Source organism: Corynebacterium mustelae, assembly GCF_001020985.1.
Lineage (GTDB): Bacteria > Actinomycetota > Actinomycetes > Mycobacteriales > Mycobacteriaceae > Corynebacterium > Corynebacterium mustelae.
Genome location: NZ_CP011542.1, coordinates 412,178 through 432,851, shown reverse-complemented (window position 1 = coordinate 432,851; position 20,674 = coordinate 412,178). Strand labels below are relative to the sequence as shown.

16 protein-coding genes are annotated in these 20,674 nt (G+C 53.9%); 3 read left to right on the top strand and 13 right to left on the bottom strand.

Annotated features, from left to right (window positions below):
* Positions 1 to 126 precede the first annotated feature (126 nt).
* The 5 genes from CMUST_RS02010 to CMUST_RS01990 all read right to left on the bottom strand — a co-directional run bounded on the left by CMUST_RS02010 (position 127) and on the right by CMUST_RS01990 (position 4,218).
* Positions 127 to 306, bottom strand: coding sequence for a hypothetical protein (locus CMUST_RS02010; protein WP_047261116.1), 180 nt, complete (start codon positions 304 to 306; stop codon positions 127 to 129).
* Positions 307 to 598: 292 nt separating this feature from the next.
* Positions 599 to 1,378, bottom strand: a complete 780-nt coding sequence (locus CMUST_RS02005) for a hypothetical protein (protein WP_047261115.1) — start codon at positions 1,376 to 1,378, stop codon at positions 599 to 601.
* The gene (locus CMUST_RS02000; RefSeq protein ID WP_052844475.1) at positions 1,368 to 2,114 is read right to left on the bottom strand and encodes an ABC transporter permease; all 747 of its coding nucleotides are present in this window, start codon (positions 2,112 to 2,114) and stop codon (positions 1,368 to 1,370) included. Before CMUST_RS02000 ends, CMUST_RS02005 begins: the two co-directional genes overlap by 11 nt.
* Before the next feature lie 14 nt (positions 2,115 to 2,128).
* Positions 2,129 to 3,082: an ABC transporter ATP-binding protein gene (locus tag CMUST_RS01995; RefSeq protein ID WP_052844474.1), complete on the bottom strand. Its 954-nt coding sequence runs from the start codon at positions 3,080 to 3,082 to the stop codon at positions 2,129 to 2,131.
* A 146-nt stretch (positions 3,083 to 3,228) separates the two neighbouring features.
* Complete coding sequence (locus CMUST_RS01990; RefSeq protein ID WP_144414098.1) at positions 3,229 to 4,218, bottom strand: chymotrypsin family serine protease; 990 nt, start codon at positions 4,216 to 4,218, stop codon at positions 3,229 to 3,231.
* Between the two features lie 393 nt (positions 4,219 to 4,611).
* On the opposite strand from CMUST_RS01990, the gene CMUST_RS01985 reads away from it, so the two are divergent.
* Positions 4,612 to 4,998 (top strand): A1S_2505 family phage non-structural protein, encoded by a 387-nt coding sequence (locus CMUST_RS01985; RefSeq protein WP_047261112.1) that lies wholly within the window; start codon positions 4,612 to 4,614, stop codon positions 4,996 to 4,998.
* Here CMUST_RS01985 and CMUST_RS01980 read toward each other — a convergent pair.
* Genes CMUST_RS01980 through CMUST_RS01965 form a run of 4 tightly spaced genes read right to left on the bottom strand, consistent with a single transcriptional unit; the run spans position 4,995 to position 8,776 of the window.
* Positions 4,995 to 5,768, bottom strand: coding sequence for an ABC transporter permease (locus CMUST_RS01980; protein ID WP_047261111.1), 774 nt, complete (start codon positions 5,766 to 5,768; stop codon positions 4,995 to 4,997). The two genes, CMUST_RS01985 and CMUST_RS01980, sit on opposite strands and share 4 nt — an antisense overlap.
* Entirely contained in the window at positions 5,765 to 6,745 is a 981-nt protein-coding gene (locus tag CMUST_RS01975) for an ABC transporter ATP-binding protein (protein ID WP_047261110.1), read from the bottom strand. The genes CMUST_RS01980 and CMUST_RS01975 overlap by 4 nt, the downstream gene beginning before the upstream one ends.
* Positions 6,742 to 7,449, bottom strand: coding sequence for a response regulator (locus tag CMUST_RS01970; protein ID WP_083987387.1), 708 nt, complete (start codon positions 7,447 to 7,449; stop codon positions 6,742 to 6,744). Before CMUST_RS01970 ends, CMUST_RS01975 begins: the two co-directional genes overlap by 4 nt.
* A 25-nt stretch (positions 7,450 to 7,474) precedes the next feature.
* Positions 7,475 to 8,776, bottom strand: coding sequence for a sensor histidine kinase (locus tag CMUST_RS01965; protein WP_052844473.1), 1,302 nt, complete (start codon positions 8,774 to 8,776; stop codon positions 7,475 to 7,477).
* Between the two features lie 293 nt (positions 8,777 to 9,069).
* Between CMUST_RS01965 and CMUST_RS01960 the strand changes: the two genes are divergently transcribed.
* Positions 9,070 to 10,863: a ribonucleoside triphosphate reductase gene (locus CMUST_RS01960; protein ID WP_047263280.1), complete on the top strand. Its 1,794-nt coding sequence runs from the start codon at positions 9,070 to 9,072 to the stop codon at positions 10,861 to 10,863.
* Positions 10,829 to 11,473 carry an anaerobic ribonucleoside-triphosphate reductase activating protein gene (locus CMUST_RS01955; RefSeq protein WP_047261109.1) on the top strand — a complete coding sequence of 215 codons (645 nt, stop codon included), beginning with the start codon at positions 10,829 to 10,831 and terminating at the stop codon, positions 11,471 to 11,473. Before CMUST_RS01960 ends, CMUST_RS01955 begins: the two co-directional genes overlap by 35 nt.
* Here CMUST_RS01955 and CMUST_RS01950 read toward each other — a convergent pair whose 3' ends face one another.
* From CMUST_RS01950 to rpoB, 4 genes are all read right to left on the bottom strand, one after another.
* The gene (locus CMUST_RS01950; protein ID WP_047261108.1) at positions 11,474 to 12,277 is read right to left on the bottom strand and encodes an endonuclease/exonuclease/phosphatase family protein; all 804 of its coding nucleotides are present in this window, start codon (positions 12,275 to 12,277) and stop codon (positions 11,474 to 11,476) included.
* 24 nt (positions 12,278 to 12,301) lie between these two features.
* A complete protein-coding gene (locus tag CMUST_RS01945) occupies positions 12,302 to 12,484 on the bottom strand; it encodes a hypothetical protein (protein WP_047261107.1) in 183 nt (60 codons plus the stop codon).
* A gap of 523 nt (positions 12,485 to 13,007) precedes the next feature.
* Complete coding sequence (locus CMUST_RS01940; RefSeq protein WP_047261106.1) at positions 13,008 to 17,015, bottom strand: DNA-directed RNA polymerase subunit beta'; 4,008 nt, start codon at positions 17,013 to 17,015, stop codon at positions 13,008 to 13,010.
* Positions 17,016 to 17,130: 115 nt separating this feature from the next.
* Positions 17,131 to 20,625 carry a DNA-directed RNA polymerase subunit beta gene (gene rpoB / locus CMUST_RS01935; RefSeq protein WP_083987673.1) on the bottom strand — a complete coding sequence of 1,165 codons (3,495 nt, stop codon included), beginning with the start codon at positions 20,623 to 20,625 and terminating at the stop codon, positions 17,131 to 17,133.
* Positions 20,626 to 20,674 lie beyond the last annotated feature (49 nt).

The window sequence follows — 20,674 nt, the reverse complement described above, 5'->3', positions numbered from 1 at the left end:
ACACCAGGAGGTTTTAGTTTCCTGGTGTTTTTACTACTATCAAGTTACAACCGCAAAACCAGCCGGGCATGCCCGCCTTTAGGCTTCATCCGACTGGCTCAGCGTGGTCTATTTTTGAGGATGTTGTCATCCGTTGGCGCCTCGGAAATCAATAGCGAGATAACACACAGTCATCGCAACCGCGACGATCAACACAACTGGTGCCGCTATCACGTCGCTTCCTTGCGCCCACACCATCATGGCAAAAACTGCAAGTGTAAGCAGAACCGCAACCAACCCAAAGACTGTTCGCTTTGTAGTTAACATTGCCCATCACCCACTAACTTTATGCTTGTTTGGTGTAGCTTTATGGAGTTATGGAAGTCACCTATTGTGCCCAGAAAGAATTGGTGTTATGTAAGTGCCTTCACTTTCATGTATACCCGTAAAAAACTGACAGCATCACCCAAATCCCAAGTTGACAGCAACTTTTACGGCTCTTGTTAGCCTCTTGTAACCTTCGATGCGAACGCAGCCGTGATCTGCCGGTAGAACTAGCTTTTCGCCTCAAGTTTCCACCCAATTACCCACCGACGCACAGCAATAGTTGGCAGCTTAGCTAATTGCCAAACACTCCCCTGCCGTGCCGTCGTGCTCGGCGGATCACTATCGAATACAACCCGATACCGACTATCGCCCAGCCACATGCCACCACACATTCCAATAAAACATGCAATGCAGCGGACTCACCCACAATAAGTGCACGCAAACCCGCAATGGAATGCTGGCCTGGCAAGACTGAACCAATGGCTTTCAGTACCGGAAACGAATCAAGCAGGAAAAACGCTCCTGAACACACCACCGCAAGCGACGCCATGGCGTTGTGAATGAGGTTTTGAAAGGTATTGCCGATTGCAAAGGATGCAATCGTCAAACCGCACATCAACGAGCTAGCCAAGACTGGCACGGTAACCCACCAACACCGCAAGACGTCGAAAAGCAATTCTGTCTCCCCCAACGCCGGCGCGAGAATGCAAACCGCAAGAACCGAATCGACAACAGCTAGCAACAATAATGGCGCGCATCGGACGCTATAGCGCAGCAAAGCCACCGCACCGCCAGCCAGTAACGGCCCGGTTACATGAAACATGGAATCACGGACCGGGATATCGGTCACCTCGCTTAACGCCGCGCGGTACATAGCGACAACCGCAATGCCGACGATCGCGATCGGAACTGCCGCCCGCCCGCCAGCTAATACTGCAAACAGCAGAAACATTGTCATGCGACACAGCTCCGGAATAATGTGCGCAACCAGCAGCACCGAGCGGGGCCGTTCTGCACGTTCTATCTGCATACCTAGCCGAAGTTCTGAGGTTATAAGTGTTTTAAAGTTCAAGGGAACCCACCACCTTCGCGCGGTGCAGCAACACGCCGATCGCCCGGTGGGCAAGACCAACATACACCGCAGAAAGCGCCACCCCGATCGCCAAGGACGACCATTGCGGTTGACTGGCTGTGGAGACCAGAAAATCCCTTAACCAGCGCAAATTAATCACCGCACTGAGGTAACGTATCGGCGCAGGCAGCAAATCTACCGGAATGACAAAACCGCCCAGTAGCAACAGCGGCGGCCCAGCAGCAGCGGTGAGATAAAACGCCCGGCGGCTTAAAATCACGGCACTTCCTAACAACATGCTGGCAGCGCCACCGCCAATAAACACCGCGATAAGGCCCAGCACAAAGGCCAACGGTTGGGCGATTATCATGCTGAGCCCAAAAATCTTTAAGAAACTGAAACTGGCAATCAAGATTAACGCCATGTCGTAGCTCATCGCGGCACCCGTCTTTACCGCAGTAAGAAGCGTGGGCGAATACCGCGCGGTGAAAGTACTGGCCATCATGCCCGTCCAGATCTCTCTCCGTAGCACCCCGGCGGCGCTCCAAATCGCAGCGCTCCATAGTGCAGCAAGGATTGACGAGCTAAATGCTGCGGTCACGATCGCAGGTTCTAAGGAATCAAGTCGCTGGAAGGTCATTAACGCCAGGAATAACCACGGGAACACTATTCCAGTTGCAATATTCATTGGCCGACGTATAACCATCGCAATCTGGGTCCAGAAAATCGGGAACATGCATCGTATGGTCGTCATGATGCCTCTTCATTCTTCTGCGCGAAAAAAGCTGCAAAAGATTCATCCAAGGTGGCGCTTCGCACCGCAACCTCCAATACGCCGGGGATTGAATGAACCTGGGAAATTATCGCCACCGATTCGGCACCCCAATCAGGCAGTTTCACGTTGATGTGGACGTGGCCATGCTCAACTAGCGTTACGTCCACGGGCTGTTTTATCCCAGCTAACTCGCTTTTCGACGCCTCCGGCACCGTTGCCGTAACCACTGCAGTAAAACCAGCTAGTGCACGAAAATCCGCCACGCTGCCTGTCATCCGAATCACACCATCATCCAACAACACCACCCGGTGCGCCAGCGCCTCGACATCATGCAGATTGTGGGACGTGAGTAGTACAGTGGTGCCCGATTGAACTGAGGCGGCCACAGATTCCCGTAATCGCTGCGCCTCCACTGGATCAAGCCCCACCGTCGGTTCGTCTAACAGCATCACCGGCGCTTGTTTCAACATTCCAGCCGCGATATGCAGGCGCTGCTTCATCCCTTTGGAATATTGCTCTACTGGGCGATCCTGGGCAAGCTCTAGTCCGACTGCCTGGACGGCTTCTGCGATCCGTGATCGTGCGTTCGTTCCTGCCAGACCGGCTAAGGCAGCATGATAGCGCAGGTTCTCCCGGCCGCTGAGCATGGGATAGAATCCTCGATCTCCGCCGAAAACCGCACTGGTGGCGGCACGCGCGTGTTCTGGATGCGTTGCCACATCTTTTCCCATAATCCGCGCGGAACCGGAACTGGGAAGTAGAAGCGTCGCGAGGATTTTCGTCAACGTAGTTTTGCCGGCCCCGTTTTTACCCAATAATGCAACGCATTCACCCACCGACACCGAAAGATCAACACCGTCCAAAGCGGTGACCACAGTGCCATTGTGGTTGAAGGTTCTGCTTACATTGTCAACATCAATGGCAAACATTTTCACCCCTTGTAAGGCTGTGAGGATATAGCCGCTGAAGCTATAAGTAGGTCAGGTGCTTTCCATCATAGTTTTGTTCTCCCAGTCGAATCGGATAATCATCTGTCCCCGGGATGTTGGGTACAAAATTAACGTTGCCCACCACGTTAGATCTGCCCAGCCCCCAGTATCTGCAGTCCCTCTGGATGCAATATGGGTTCGATAACGACTGCCCCAGCATTGGTTGCATCCGATTCCTCAATAAAACTGGTAGTCCCAATCGCATACCATTTTTTGGTGGTAGGGTCTTGCCCCCATACGGGACCGCCAGAATCCCCAGAATTAGAAATCCCCTGGTAGCGATACACAATGTCTTCTATACCTACGAATTCGCCACAGCTTAATCCCATACGCGCCCCAATTCGGCAGGTATAGGGCCGGTTTTCCGCCAACCATTCCCAGCTACGCCAACCGACGATCTGCAACCCTTCTGGAACCGGCAAGCGAGAGGAGAGCCCCGGCGCATCCGTGACATTGACCAAACCGTAATCAAGCTCCCCCAATTTCGAGCCTGCCAAACTCACCTCAAACTTGCCAGCTGGAATCAGATCACCGTTATCCGTCGGATAGAAAACCTGGTCGCCTGGTTCGCCGCAGTGCCCAGCGGTTATCATCCACACCTCATCAGGAAACCTTGACGGCCGGGCGAGCCAACCAGTAGAACAAGAAAACATCGAACCATCTTTGCGACGAACCAGGAACATCGAACCGGGATAGATCCCTTGTGGATTGGTCCGAAGAAAATCGTATTCGTCGAGGTGCCAAAGCACTTTGCCGTCGCGCCGTTGGTTTTCAACATCGATAGTGTTAATGGCTGCCTGCGCTCGTTCATTTATGAGCAGTTCGTCGAGTTCGCGCCGGATATCTCCACCGGTAATATCGTCGTGTTTTACCGGGTCAACGAACATCACCTCAGTTAATGATCGCAACTTAGTGGTAGTAGTTTCGGTACTCTCAGCGGGTTTGGCCGTGGTAGCGGGTGGTTTGGTACTACTGATGAAGATTCCCACTGCGCTTAGCGCTAATGCGGTAACCACGACCACAACCATGATGATTGTTTTATAGTGTGTGATTGCTATTTCCCTTGAAAGTTCCATACTGGCCGCATGTTGCTGCGATGAACTGCAGAAATGATGGTTAGACTGCGGTTTCGTATCACTATTTTTGGGTTGTTCCATACATCCGATCCTCAACTTATTTCTACGATTTTGCACAGTTTCCGATTGACGTTTTTCGATACTACCCAGCCATCTACGACTCGGCAGGCTTTTTACTTTTCAGTCTCACTCCCCTATTTCACGCATTCGCCCCGAACAACACCGTTAGGCGTGCTAGCCGCTAGGGTAATCCCACATAACGAAAACACCGCGCCGCTAGAAAAATCGTCGTCAAGCACGAAGGGATCCGTGATTCAACTTCTCATGTCATGCCCAGTTGTTAAGGTGAAAACCACCAGATGAGATGGAAAATCGCACAAGGAGGTTTGATCCATGACACATGAGATTTCCGTAGGCGAAATTTTCGTTTTTGGCAGCAATGAGGCTGGCCGCCACGGTAAGGGTGCGGCGCTGCATGCTGTAAAAAACTACGGTGCTGTACGTGGCTGCGGCTTTGGTTTACAAGGCCAGTCATTCGCTATCCCCACCAAAGATAAAACGATCACTACACTAAGCATTGATCGGATTCGCACCTATGTGGATCGGTTCATTGATTTTGCGCGATCCAACCCAGATATGCGGTTTTTCGTCACCGCGCTTGGTACTGGGCTAGCGGGGCTAAGCCATACGGACATGGCGCCACTATTTGCTAAGGCCCCAGATAATTGTCGGTTACCACCAGAGTGGGTGGAAATCCTCGCTGCGACCGAGAGGCACTAGCGAATATCACGTCGCTTGTTTGTCCAAAAACCCAAAACAAACAAGGCAATGATCCATGCTAAAACCACCAGGATGTTAAACCACATAGGTTGCAGGTTACCCAGGTTCCATCCCGTGGGGGTTTTGGCCACGGACGGGTGCGATATGACAGTAGCGATTTGTTGCATGCGTTCCAACGGTAAAAACCAGGATAGCCACGTGAGGTTGCTGTGTAATCCGGCGACTACTGTAAAAATTGGCTCGAATACCTGAAACGTCAGGATAGGCACCGCTATCGCCACTACTTTGGATCGAGATGCCACCGCCAGACTGATGGCAGAAATCGCCATGATAGTCACAGATCCGATATGAAATATGAGCGTGGTGGGGTCGGATAAGTTTAGCTGTTTATCACTGAGCACTAATTGGGTTACTACCGATAGCAGGATGCTGATTATCAACGCAGCGAAAATGGTGCCAAGCCCTATGAGAAACCGCGCGCTAAGCCACACTGCGCGGTTTTTCTGGCTGAGAAAGCTATGCGCATTCATGCCATTTTCGACTTCACCTGCGGTACTGGCCCCAATGAAAATTACCGCGATGAGATCAAACATGGTGACACCGATCAGCAGTTCTTCCCAGCTGTAGCCAAATGGTGGCTCGGCAAAAACACTCATGACTATCACCGGTATTGGGATAACGATGACCATGAAAACCAGATACACCCAGGTGGCTGTGAGACTGCTAAATTTTAATATTTCTGCGCGTAGTGCGGATACAAATGTGGTCATGCCAGTCCTCCTTCACGAGTGCTCTTTTGCTGGTTGGCAGCACTAGAACCAGCACGGAATTCCTGCCACTGTGCGGTGGCTGCCAAATATCGTTGTTCAAGATTGTCATGGACTGGTTGCAACCGAGTGACTAGACAACCTGAATCGCATGCAATCTGTGCAATCTGGTGCCGCAGCTGTGCTTCGGTAACTTTGGGGTTTAGCGGAACAATAATGGTATTGGGCAGCGAACCTGAGACTGGGGCAAGATTTGCTGTGGTCAGTGCAGCTGCGAGTTGTTCCGCCTGTGGACTTTCAACATGTACGGTGGTTCCGCCGGAAAGGAATTCCGACATGGAATATTCCCCTACCATGTGACCTTTACCGATGACGACAATCCGGTCAGCTGTTTGTTCCATTTCTGCTAGTAGATGCGACGATACTAAAACCGCCCTGCCTTCCTCGGCGAAGCGTCGAATAGTGGTACGCATCCAGTTAACCCCAGCCGGATCAAGGCCATTGATTGGTTCATCAAGAATGAGGTGTTGCGGGTTGCCTAGAAGCGCAGCGGCTACTCCAATCCGTTGTTTCATCCCAAGTGAGTACCCACCGAGTTTTTTATCACCAGCATCAGTCATCCCAACAATTGCTAAGCATTCTTCTACCCGATTATCACTAATACCTGCGCCCCGCGCGATGACTTTTAAATGATTGCGTCCACTACGGGCCGGATGGAACCATGATGTATCGATGATTGCGCCTGCTACTTTTGGCTTTCTCTCCAATTCTGCGAACGGCCCATCATAGTACGCACCATGAAAAGTTGCGGCACCTGCAGTTGGTTTATCTAGGCCTAAAATGCAACGCATGGTGGTTGATTTTCCGGAGCCATTAGGCCCTAGGAAACCAGTGACTTGGCCGTCTGGGACGGTAAAACTCAAATGAGATACAGCCGTATGTGTACCATATTTCTTGGTGAGGTTATCAACAATGATCATTCTGGAATCACTCCGTTTTTAATGGCAAATAGCACCGCATGTACCCGATCTCGGGAATTGGTTTTGGCGAGAATCCGCCCAACGTGAGTTTTCACGGTTGGTAGCGAAATAAATAGCTCATCAGCAATCTCAGTATTCGATTTCCCGTGGGTTATGAGCACCAGAATCTCCGCTTCCCGTGCGGTAAGAGGGTCTGGCAAACAATGATTGAGCAACGCGAGGGTATTGTCCTTCGTCCCCGCAGCCACCCCAGTCGCTGGTGGCTGTTGATGCCGTAAGTGGCTAAATAGCTTTGCGGTGGCGGCTGGTGAAATGACTGCCGCTGATTCACCCACATTGTATACCGCACTGATCAGTTCCTCCGGTGAAGTATCTTTGAGTAGAAACCCGGAAGCTCCTGCTTCTATTGAACTAACCACGTAGTTATCCGTATCGAAAGTCGTCAAAACGACTATCCGGGTTGGTGTCCCATGTGGTGATAGTTGTTTGCGTGCAATGAGCTCTTTGGTAGCTTCGATCCCATTGAGCACCGGCATTTGAATATCCATAAAAATAACATCCACCGGGTTGCTGGCGGCTAGTTCAACGGCTTCGGCACCGTCACTTGCCTCCCAGGCGACCTCAATGTCGTCTTGGGATCCCAGCACCATGGAAAACCCGGCGCGCACTAGCTGTTGATCGTCGACAAGCCCTACGCGATACACGATTAGCCTCGTTTCTTTTTTCGGTTTAACTGGTTAGCGGCAACGTGACTTCTACGCGCCAATTATCGCCGTATTGCCCCCAGGAGGCTGTACCTCCATGGAGTTTTGCTCGTTCTGCTATGCCGATCAGCCCTCGGCCGGGCAGTTCACTTTCGGTTTCTACCAGGCCCACACCGTTGATATTGCTCACCACGATACGAAGTTCTTGGCTATCCTGCGGTTCGGGCCACCGTAGTGTGACCGTGACGGGGACTGATCCTGCGTGTTTGAGCACATTGGTGAGTGCTTCCTGCACGATTCGGTACACGCTTAAGTTTATCGACGCCGCTAGGTTCTGTGGAGTTCCTGTCTCCGTGTAGTCGACCTCCGCACCGGCGCGCCGGGCTTCGCGTACCAGGTCGTCGATCCCGGTTATCCCACCGTCCACTCCGAGCGAGCGGTCGGGGTTTTGGTCATCGCGCAGGACGCTGAGCAGGGACCGCATTTGTCCCAGCGCGTCGCGCCCCACCTCAGAGATCGTGCTTAGCGCCTGCAAGGCTTTGGCGGAGTCTTTTTGCCCGGCGAACCTGCCTCCGTCGGCCTGGGCGATCATGACGGTGAGCGAATGCGCCACAATGTCATGCATTTCGCGGGCGATGCGGTTGCGTTCAGCAACGGCGGCGTATTCCGCGCGGTCTTGGAGCGCTTGGATTTTGAGCATGCTGCGTCTGGTGTTTTTGCCGTATTGCCAAAATAGTGCGATGGCGAGATAGATCATCGCAAAAGACATGATGGTCATGCCGAGGTTGAGGGGATTAAAAATCCAATCGCTAAAGCTTGTAACTTCCTCGAAATGAACACTGAAACTATAGGTAGGTATGACCAGCAAGAACACAACCCCAAGCGATGCGGACAAATACAACAAAGTTGTCCACAATGCACGTCGTCGGTGTGTGTGGGCCGCGACAAACCATGCTTGGTGGCAGATAAGAATGAACCCGATTGGATGAACGAAACGCAGCGTCAAGATCAATAAAATGCCGCCGATAAACACCATGAATAGGCCACCTTCTGGCCGGAATCGTTCGACGATAACCCCGAAATAACACAAAGCAGAACCTAGGTATAAGAAAACCAAGCTGGTTGTGATAATCCAACTATCGTCTGCAATCGATGGGAAGATGAGTAACGATTCAGACCCGGTTTCGTCTTCTACTTTGTTGGCGGAGGCAAAGAACAGTAGAAACACGGCGATAAAAGTTTGGAAGACTAATTGCAGAACCAGGTTGGAGTCTTTCCACCACGGAAGCGTCCGTTTGGTTTCTGTTTCGGTGTAGGTGGCGGCCATACCAGCAGAGCTTAGTCAGTGTCGGGTCTGCTTCGGATCGACCTGGGGTATGAAATACCGTGGGCGCACACTGCTTAGGTATGAATGGCGCCTGCATATTGGACACGAATGACACCGGTGTAAGAAATCCCACTGGCGCAATATCTAGGGGCACACCCCAGCGGGAACATCGTCAACAAACACAATATGTAGTATTCAACGGCATTTTCAGTGGAATATGTTGTGCCACTTTTCGTTTGGTTGCCATTATGGTGGACGGCATGACAACCATGAAGCCACACGCCACCCACTCCATGACCCCCGCCGGACACAACCTCCGGGAAAGCAGCACCAGCATCAACGACTACCTGTCCCACTCTGACTGGCGGATCAACGCAAACGCCAATCAGGGCTATAGCCTAGGCGGATTGATTCTCAATACCGCCGGAAAAGCAATGGCCAACTACTTCCTTGATGAAGTCTTCTCCCCCGCCGCTAACACCGCCCATCGCAACGGCGACATTCACATCCACGATTTGGATATGCTTTCAGGCTATTGCGCCGGGTGGTCACTGCGACAACTACTCGAACAAGGATTCAACGGGGTGCCCGGTACCATTGCTTCCGCGCCACCGAAGCATTTTAGTTCCGCCTGCGGCCAAGTGGTCAATTTCCTCGGGACTTTGCAAAACGAATGGGCTGGTGCGCAGGCTTTCAGTTCGTTTGATACCTACATGGCTCCCTTCGTTCGGCTCGATAGTCTGCGGTACAGCGATGTGTTGCAGGTGATCCAAGAATTTGTTTTCAATCTCAACGTCCCGTCGCGGTGGGGAACCCAAACTCCATTTACTAATCTCACCTTCGACTGGACTTGCCCCGCCGACCTGCGCGACCAAGTGCCTTTTATTGGTGATGAGCCCCAAAATTTCTACTACGGCGACCTCCAACCCGAAATGGATTTGATCAACCGCGCCTTCATTGAGGTGCTCTCTAACGGCGACGCCGACGGGCGGCCGTTTACCTTTCCGATACCCACCTATAACATCACCAAGGACTTCAATTGGGATAGCCCCAATGCACAGGCACTATTCACCATGACCGCACGATACGGCCTGCCGTATTTCCAAAATTTTATTAATTCAGACCTTGATCCAGGCATGATCCGCTCCATGTGCTGCCGATTGCAATTAGATATGCGCGAACTTCTCAAACGCGGCAATGGCTTATTTGGCTCGGCCGAATTAACCGGTTCTATCGGAGTAGTCACCCTTAATTGCGCACGGCTAGGATACCTGCATGCAGGCGACGAGCCGGGACTTCTTGCCAGCGTCGACAAGCTCATTGACATTGCCGTTGACACCCTGGAACGTCGGCGGGAATTCGTCGCACGCAATCTCGATGCCGGGTTGTACCCCTATACCGCCCGGTGGCTGCCCAGCTTAGACAACCACTTTTCGACGATCGGCGTCAACGGCTGCAACGAAATGGTGCGCAACTTCTTTAGCGACCGCCTCGACATCACTAACAAGGAAGGAAAACAACTAGTCACCCGGCTACTCGACCACATTAACCGGCGACTGACCGCCGCCCAAGAAGCAACCGGGCACCTATATAACCTGGAAGCAACCCCGGCGGAAGGCACCACCTACCGGTTTGCCAAAGAAGACATCGCCCGCTTCCCCGACATTGTGCACGCCGGCAGCGACAGCCAACCGTATTACACAAATTCCTCCCAGCTGCCCGTTGCTTATACCCCCGACCCGTTTGTCGCCCTGGAACACCAAGACGAACTACAAACCAAATACACAGGCGGTACCGTGCTGCACCTCTACATGGGGGCGGCCATGTCTGACGGCATCGCCTGCGCCAAACTGGTGCGACGCGCCCTGGAAAACTACCAGCTGCCGTACATCACCATCACCCCGACCTATTCCATTTGCCCTAACCACGGCTATATCTCCGGCGAACACCCCACCTGCCCGGACTGTGCCGCCGAAACTGAAATGTGGACCCGGGTCATGGGATACTTCCGTCCCGTGCAAAGCTTCAATATCGGAAAGAAAGGCGAGTTTCATGAACGCCGCTATTTCAGCGAAACCTTCGCCTAACCCGCTTCCGGTAGCAGGTATTATTCCGTTCTCCGTCACCGACTGGCCAGGGAAAATCACCGTCACCGCATTCACCCAAGGCTGCCCCTTGCGGTGTTTCTACTGCCACAATCCACAGCTGCAACCATTCGCACCCGCCGCCTATAACTTCGACGACGTGCTCGCCGTAGCGACGACACGCCGCAAACTTATCGACGCCCTCGTCATCTCCGGCGGCGAACCAACCGCCGTTTCCGGGCTTGGCGACGCAATCGCCGCAAGCCATGCAGCCGGGTTCCCCATTGGACTGCACACCTGCGGCTACCGGCCACAGGTGATAACCGCGCTCCTAGCCCGCCCCGAAACCACACCCGACTGGGTAGGACTCGACATCAAGGCACTACCTAAGGACATGTACGAGGTCACCGGCATTCACGCCACAGCGGCGAATCGGGTGTGGGATTCACTTGCCGCACTCAGCCGCGCCGAGGTGCCGCTCCAGGTGCGCACCACCGTCTGGCGCGGTGGTGCGGTGGAAAAACACCTACCCGAGCTACAACGCCGCCTCACCAACCTCGGGCACGACCTTGTTATCCAACAGGCCCGCAGAATGGACGGTAGTTTTATCTGATTAGAAAATCGACAATTGTTCGCCCGGGATCTTAAGTTCATCTCGTTCCACGGAATCAGATTTTTCAATACGAAGATCGACAAAAAGCGCGGAATGATCCGCCAGTTTAGACTCCCGCACATCGTGGATGTATTCGTGACGGTCAACCAACGGCGGAAAATGCTGGCTTGCTAAAACATAATCAAAGCGAAGCTGCTGTTCGCCGCGCCCGATCCAGCTAAACTCCAGGTCAGTCGGACCTAATGGGGAAAGATCATAAAGGCCTAACCGTTCCATATTGGTAAAGAACCGCCGCTCGAAATCCGCCAGCCAATCCGGGGCGGTTATTTTCCTCGGGTCGGCGATATTGAGATCACCCGCCACAATCCGCATCGTTTGCGGATCGGAATACGATAACACCTGGTAAAACGCATCAAGCCATGTGCGTTTGCGGTCTAGCGACTCCCCGGTCACGGAGGCAGACGGGTCCGAACTTGGGGCATAGACGCCCACAACATCCACTGGCCCGACAGCAGTATCCACGATTACGCTTAGTGCCCGCTCCCCCAAGAGCTCACTGTGCCGAACATCCACCGGTGCGGCTGCAGTGATGATGGCGACCCCGCGCTTAGGTGTGTCAGGCGACGAAACCGAGACATGGTAGCCAGCATTTTCATAAGTCTGGCGCAGAAGAGCACTGCCAGGCGAATCAGAGAATTCGGTCAACACCGTGACATCCGCCGGGTGAGCATTCAGCCAACCGATGAGCTGCTTGGCCCGCTGCGCCGAGGGGCGGCCGATGTTTAAGGTGAGAACACGTAGCATCTATCTGGAATCCGCCACGAGCGCTTAGCTTTGCGCCGCTCGCCTAGTTTTAGCGACCCACTCCACGAATGTCGGCACGGCTAAGAAGAAAAACAATGCAGCTGATATCCATAGATAATCAAAGCTACCGGTAGTCTTGGTCGTGAGCATCACACAAAAAAGCACAATTCCCAGCCATTGTGCGATTGACTTGACTTTCTGCCACATGCCCGCTCACCTCCACAACCTTTATTAAAGCAATGCTCCTACTTTCTCATAGATTCTATTGGGGCACAACCGCAACATGTATTAGAACTTCCATTTTGCTAACCTCCTGCCCAACTTCGACAGTGCGGCTAGTGCGGTGAACAGCTAGCACATGAACATTGGGAGCTCGGTGTACTCACATTCCTTATCCGCACTACCTATTCCCTCAATCAGGTTCGCATATCCCACTGAAAATGGTGGTCAGCGCGGTGGAAAAGACCCAACTCGACTTTTAAGTCCGCTAAGACACGAAACCGAACACCAAACCATGAAAAGGTCGAGTTGCTCTTAGGTGCCTGCCCTACTTAGCCACCTCGTGGCAGGTTGCACTGTTCTCCCGGCTGAATGATTTGTAAGCCACACCATGCGGAGAGTGAACTCGCCGCAGTTGTGAGCGTCGGCAAGCGAAACCGCCCGCAGCTGCACATTAATCGTGCAGCGCGGGCGGTTTTACAACAGACCGAAATTGCGGATTCGGGCCGTATTACATGTCGAATGCCTCATCCAATGGCACCGAAGCGCCAGTGAAGTCGCCGTAACCATCGTCACCATAGATGGAATCACCATAGGTTGGGATGGAGTACGCGGCATTGCGGGCAGCCTCGGTTGGCTTAACCGCAATATTGCGGTAGCGGGCGATACCGGTACCAGCCGGGATCAACTTACCAATAATCACGTTCTCCTTCAGGCCGATCAGCTTGTCGGAACGCTTATTAATGGCAGCGTCGGTGAGCACACGGGTAGTCTCCTGGAAGGAGGCAGCCGAGAGCCAAGACTCGGTAGCCAAGGAAGCCTTGGTAATACCCATGATCTCGGAACGCAATTCCGCAGGTTGACCACCAGCGGCGATAGCTTCAGCGTTTGCCGCCTTGGCCTCGGATAGATCCACCAAGGTACCCGGCAGGAATTCGGTCGAACCGGATTCGATGACGGTACCACGGCGCAGCATCTGCCGGATGATGATCTCGATGTGCTTGTCGTGGATAGCCACACCCTGGGCGCGGTACACGGCCTGCACTTCGTCCACCAGGTGCTGTTCCACACCACGGCGACCCAAGATTTCCAACACATCGTGTGGATCGGCAGGGCCGCGCAGCAAACGGTCACCAACCTCCACATGATCGCCCTCGGCAAGGGTGCGCTCGATCCAAGCACTTGGGTTGGATTCCATAGGTACCCGAACATTTGCCAAGCCCTGACGCTTCGACAGCTTCTCGTACACAACATTGTCCGAACCGTCGTCCGGGGTAATGGTGAGGGTATAGAAGTTGCCTTCGTCCTCTAAGTGGACTGTACCGGCAGCCGAAGCAATCGGGGCACGGTTCTTTGGAACACGGGCCTCGAACAGCTCCTGAACACGCGGCAGACCACCGGTGATGTCGCCACCAACACCACCCTGGTGGAAGGTACGCATGGTCAGCTGGGTACCCGGCTCACCAATGGACTGTGCAGCAACGATGCCGACAGCTTCGCCGATATCTACCTGCTTACCGGAAGCCATGGAAATGCCGTAGCACTTCGCGCACACACCAGTTGCGGTTTGGCAGGTCAGTACGGAACGAACCTTGGCAAACTCGACACCAGCAGAAACAAGCTTTTCGACGAGCATTTCGTCCAGGTAGTCACCAGCTTTGGCAATAACCTCATCGCCGTTTTTAATGTCGGTAGCCAACGCACGACCCAGAACCGAGGTTTCGATCAGGCTGTGCGCGGAGTAACCCGTGACATTGCCTTCCGCGTCTTTAACAGCGCTTGCGATCGGAACGCGAATACCTTGGCGGGTTTCGCAATCTTCCTCACGCACGATGACGTCCTGGGCGACGTCCACCAGACGACGGGTGAGGTAACCCGAGTCAGCGGTACGCAACGCGGTGTCGGCCAGACCTTTACGGGAACCGTGGGAGTTATTGAAGTACTCCAGAACCGACAGGCCTTCCCGGAAGGAGGTCTTGATTGGACGGGTGATGTAGTCACCCTTGGAGTTCACAACCATGCCCTTCATGCCAGCCAGGGTCCAGATCTGACGCATGTTACCGGCCGCACCAGACTTCACGATCATCGGAATGGGGTTGTCGTCTGGGTAGAGCTCCTCCACTGCCTTACCAACAGTGTCGGTTGCGTTCTTCCACAGCTCAACCAGGCGGTCGTAACGCTCGCGCTCGGTGAGAGCACCCTGCTCCCAGTACTTGCGTTCAATCTTGCGGGCCTCGGCCTCGTAAGATTCGAGCATTTCTTCCTTGTTGTCCAAAACCAAAACATCGGACATAGCGATGGTCACACCGGAACGGGTTGCCCAGTAGAAACCAGCGTCCTTCATCTTGTCCATGGTCTGCGCAACGGTGATCATTGGGTATTTAGCAGCAAGATCGTTAATGACATCGCCCAGCATGATCTTGTCGGAGCCGCCGCCCTTACGAACCATCACACCCTCAAGGTATGGGTAGTTCCACGGCAGGAGGTCGTTGAACATAACCCGCCCCAGCGTGGTGTCCGCCAACCAGGTCTGTCCTTGCTCCCACCCATCTGGGAACTGCTCTGCCTCAATATCTGCTGGTGGGCGCAGGTGGGAAATCCGAACCTTGATCTTGGCTTGGAGGCCAAGTACACCCCGGTCATACGCCATGATGGCTTCCGCGTAGGAAGAATACACACCTGTTGCCGGACCCTCAGCTGTAGCTGGAGCGTAGGCACCCTGGCCGCCGAATTCATCGACGCGCTTATCCATGGTGAGGTAGTACAAGCCAGTGACCATGTCCAGACGTGGCATAGCCAATGGCTTACCAGAAGCAGGCGAAAGGATATTGTTCGATGCCAGCATGAGGATACGAGCCTCAGCCTGAGCCTCGGCCGACAGTGGCAGGTGAACAGCCATCTGGTCACCGTCGAAGTCAGCGTTGAACGCTTCACACGCAAGCGGGTGCAGCTGAATTGCTTTACCTTCGATGAGCTTAGGCTCGAAAGCCTGAATACCAAGGCGGTGCAGGGTAGGCGCACGGTTGAGCATCACTGGGTGTTCAGCAATGGCCTCTTCCAGCACGTCCCACACTTCTGGGCGCTGGCGTTCCACCATGCGCTTTGCGGACTTGATGTTCTGAGCGTAGTCGTTTTCCACCAGACGCTTCATAACGAACGGCTTGAACAGCTCCAACGCCATCAGCTTCGGCAGACCGCACTCGTGCAGCTTCAGCTGCGGACCGACGATAATAACGGAACGACCCGAGTAGTCAACACGCTTACCCAGCAGGTTCTGCCGGAACCGGCCCTGCTTACCCTTGAGCAGATCGCTCAGCGACTTCAATGGACGGTTACCCGGGCCAGTGACTGGGCGGCCGCGCCGACCGTTGTCGAACAATGCGTCAACAGACTCCTGCAGCATGCGCTTTTCGTTGTTAACGATGATTTCCGGCGCACCGAGGTCAATCATCTTGAGCAGACGGTTGTTTCGGTTGATTACACGGCGGTACAGGTCGTTCAGGTCGGAGGTAGCAAAGCGACCACCGTCGAGCTGAACCATTGGACGCAATTCCGGCGGAATAACTGGAATGCAATCAAGCACCATGCCAGCGGGATCGTTGCCGGAACGCTGGAAGGCGGCAACCACCTTCAGGCGCTTTAAGGCACGCATCTTCTTCTGGCCTTTGCCTTCGTTGATGATGGTGCGCAACTCTTCTGCTTCAGCATCAAGGTCGAAATTGCGGATCAGAGTCTGGATAGCCTCGGCACCCATGCCGCCGGTGAAGTAATCCTCATAGCGATCGACGAGCTCTTCATACAGCTTGTCGTCGATGATCATTTGCTTCGGAGCGAGTTTGATGAAGGTCTGCCAGATCTCTTCCAGCCGGTCAATCTCCCGCTCAGCGCGTTCCCGAATGTGCTGCATTTCCTTTTCAGCGGCATTCTGCACTTTACGACGAGCATCAGCCTTAGCACCAGCAGCTTCGAGTTCCGCTAAGTCCTCTTCCAGCTTCTGAGCCCGGTCAGCAATCTCTTGCTCTGCATCGCCTTCGACATCCTTCTTCTCTAAAAGCATTTCTGCTTCTAGTGTGGTGAGGTCGTTATGGCGTGCTTCATCATCAACACTGGTGATGATGTTCGCAGCGAAGTAAATGATCCGTTCCAGATCCTTCGGCGCTAGATCCAGCAAGTAACCCAACCGAGATGGCACACCCTTGAAGTACCAAATGTGAGTCACAGGCGCAGCCAGCTCAATGTGGCCCATGCGCTCACGACGAACCTTGGACTTGGTCACCTCCACGCCGCAGCGTTCACAGATGATGCCTTTATAGCGAACACGCTTGTACTTACCGCAGGCACATTCCCAGTCGCGGGTTGGACCGAAAATACGCTCACAGAATAGACCGTCCTTCTCAGGCTTGAGGGTACGGTAGTTAATGGTCTCCGGCTTCTTAACCTCACCTTTGGACCAACGGCGGATGTCGTCGGCGGTGGCCAGGCCGATGCGGAGCTCTTCGAAGAAGTTGACGTCGAGCACGTAACTCCCTTTCACCCCCACAAAATATTCAAGGGGGATCGTAGTAATTCTTTACTGATGTACGTTTCCGCCTACCACGCTGCTGAGCTATTCGGCAGCGAGCAGACCTGGCACGTTAGGCGATGTCGGCGTCGGAACGCTCGTCGCGGCTTAAGTTGATGCCCATGGAGGCACCAGCCTGATCAAATTCATCGTCATCGGAACCGGACAATTCCATCGGAGTGCCGTCCGCTGAGAGAACCTCCACGTTGAGGCACAGGGACTGAAGTTCCTTGAGCAGAACCTTAAACGACTCAGGGATACCTGGGTCTGGGATGTTCTCGCCCTTGACGATCGCCTCGTAAACCTTCACACGACCAACCACGTCGTCGGACTTGATGGTCAGAAGCTCCTGGAGGGTGTATGCGGCACCGTATGCCTGCATTGCCCACACTTCCATTTCGCCGAAGCGCTGGCCACCAAACTGTGCCTTACCGCCCAATGGCTGCTGAGTAATCATGGAGTATGGACCGGTGGAGCGGGCGTGAATCTTCTCGTCTACCAGGTGGTGCAGCTTCAGAATGTACATGTAGCCGACCGATACTGGGTACGGGAATGGTTCGCCGGAACGTCCGTCGAAAAGCTGTGCTTTACCGTCGGCATTGACCATGACATCGCCGTCGCGGTTCGGCCGGGAATTAGCCAACAAACCAGCCAATTCCTCGTTCGAAGCACCGTCGAACACTGGCGTTGCGGTAAGCGAACCAGCAGGTACGTCGTATAGATCCTCCGGCAGCGTCTTCAGCAGTTCTGCATTTGCCGGGTCTTCGGTGTCGATCTTCCAACCTGCGGCAGCCAACCAACCGAGGTGCACTTCCAGCACCTGACCGATGTTCATACGACGCGGCACACCGTGGGTATTCAAAATGATGTCGACTGGGGTGCCATCTGGTAGGAACGGCATGTCTTCCTGCGGAAGAATCTTACCCACGACACCCTTGTTACCGTGGCGACCAGCGAGTTTATCGCCGTCCTGAATCTTACGCTTCTGGGCCACGTAAACCCGGATCATTTCGTTGACACCTGGGGCGAGATCGTCATCGTCCTCACGGGAGAACTGACGAACACCGATCACCTTACCGGTCTCACCGTGCGGCACCTTCATGGAGGTATCGCGAACTTCACGAGCCTTTTCACCGAAGATTGCACGTAACAGACGCTCTTCTGGAGTCAATTCGGTTTCACCCTTTGGTGTTACCTTACCGACCAAAATGTCGCCGTCACGAACATCAGCACCGATGCGTACGATACCGCGCTCATCGAGGTCCTTGAGCACGTCTTCCGACACATTCGGGATCTCGCGGGTGATCTCTTCCGCACCCAGCTTGGTATCCCGAGCATCAATCTCATGCTCTTCGATGTGGATAGAGGTGAGAATGTCCTGTTCCACTAGACGCTGATTCAGGATGATCGCGTCTTCGTAGTTGTGGCCCTCCCATGGCATGAATGCAACCAACAAGTTGCGGCCCAACGCCATTTCACCATTGTGAGTACCGGGACCATCGGCGATAACCTGGCCTTCTTCCACCCGGTCCCCGATGTCAACCAGCGGCTTCTGGTTGTAGGAGGTGCCTTGGTTAGTGCGCTCGAATTTACGCAGCATATAGGTGTCCCGAACGCCATCGTCACCCATGATGGTGATGTAATCAGCGCAGACGGTTTCCACCGCACCAGCCTTCTTGCTGATGATCAAGTCACCAGCATCGTAAGCGGCGCGCAGCTCCATACCAGTACCAACCAGTGGCGCTTCGGAGCGAACCAGCGGCACAGCCTGACGCTGCATGTTCGCACCCATCAGAGCACGGTTAGCGTCGTCGTGCTCAAGGAACGGAATCATTGCGGTGGCGACAGAAACCATCTGACGTGGCGAAACGTCCATGTAGTCGATGTCTTTACCAGACACAACCTGGATGTCACCCTTCTTCAGACGCACCGTCACACGATCTTCGGTGATAACGCCGTTTTCGTCGAACTTGGTGTTCGCCTGAGCAACCACATAGCGGTCTTCCTCATCTGCGGTGAGGTAATCCACCTGGTCGGTGACGACACCGTCGACGACCTTGCGGTACGGGGTTTCGATAAAGCCGAAGGAATTCACGCGTGCATAGGATGCAAGCGAACCAATCAGACCAATGTTTGGACCTTCGGGAGTCTCAATCGGACACATGCGGCCATAGTGCGAAGCGTGAACGTCACGAACCTCAATGCCAGCACGTTCACGGGACAAACCACCCGGACCCAGCGCGGATAGACGGCGCTTGTGGGTCAAACCGGACAGCGAGTTATTCAAGTCCATGAACTGCGACAGCTGGGAAGTTCCGAAGAACTCACGGATAGCGGCCGAAACTGGGCGCACGTTAATCAGAGAGGTTGGGGTGATCGACTCCGCATCCTGAATAGTCATGCGTTCCCGAACCACCCGCTCCATACGGGACAGACCAACCCGCACCTGGTTTTGGATCAATTCGCCAACGGTACGCAACCGACGATTTCCAAAGTGGTCAATATCGTCGACTTCAACCGGAATCACCTCACCGGTAGGCGCAGTCATGGAGGTTTCACCTGCATGCAGACGCACCAAGTACTCGATCGTGGTTGCGATGTCCTCCTCGGTGAGAGTCATCAAACCCTCGTTATCGCCACCTAGACCCAACTTGCGGTTGACCTTATAACGCCCAACCTTAGCCAGATCGTAGCGCTTTGCCTTGAAGAAGGAGTTATCCAGCAAGGACTGCGCAAGGTCACGGGTAGGCTGCTCGCCCGGCCGCTGCTTGCGATAAATTTCCAACAGCGCTTCGTCGGTATTGGATACACCGTCAGATTCGAGGGTGGACATCATGATTTCGGAGAAACCGAAACGTTCGACGATCTGTTCAGTGGTCCAACCTAAAGCCTTGAGCAGGACAGTTACTGGTTGACGACGTTTGCGGTCGATGCGGACACCGACGGTGTCGCGCTTGTCCACATCGAATTCCAGCCACGCACCACGCGACGGGATGACCTTCACGGAATGTAGGGGGCGTTCGGTGGACTTATCAATCGTCTGGTCGAAATATACGCCAGGCGAACGAACCAGCTGGGAGACAACGACACGCTCGGTGCCGTTAACGATGAATGTTCCTTTATCGGTCATCATTGGGAAATCGCCAATGAATACCGTCTGGGATTTAATCTCCTGGGTATCGTTGTTAATGAACTCGGCGGTCACATAAAGTGGCGCAGAGTAGTTGATGTCCTTGTCTTTGCACTCATCGATGGAATTCTTCATATCCTCGAATCGTGGCTCGGACAATGACAGAGACATGTTGCCGGAGTAATCCTGAATTGGGCTTAGTTCTTCGAGGATATCCTCGAGACCGGACGTGACACGCACGCCCTCACCCAATTCCGCTTGCCGACGAGCACGCCATTCCGGCGAACCAATCAGCCATGCGAAAGATTCCAGCTGAATATCAAGTAGACCTGGGACCTCGATGGGTGAATTAATCTTTGCGAACGACTTACGTTCGGGAGCCCCAGGGATAACGGCCTTGGTCTGGCGGGAGACTGCCAAGATGGGTCCTTCCAGCACCTCGCGCGGATGGTGGCCCCGCAATATTGACCACCAAACCGCTGGTAAA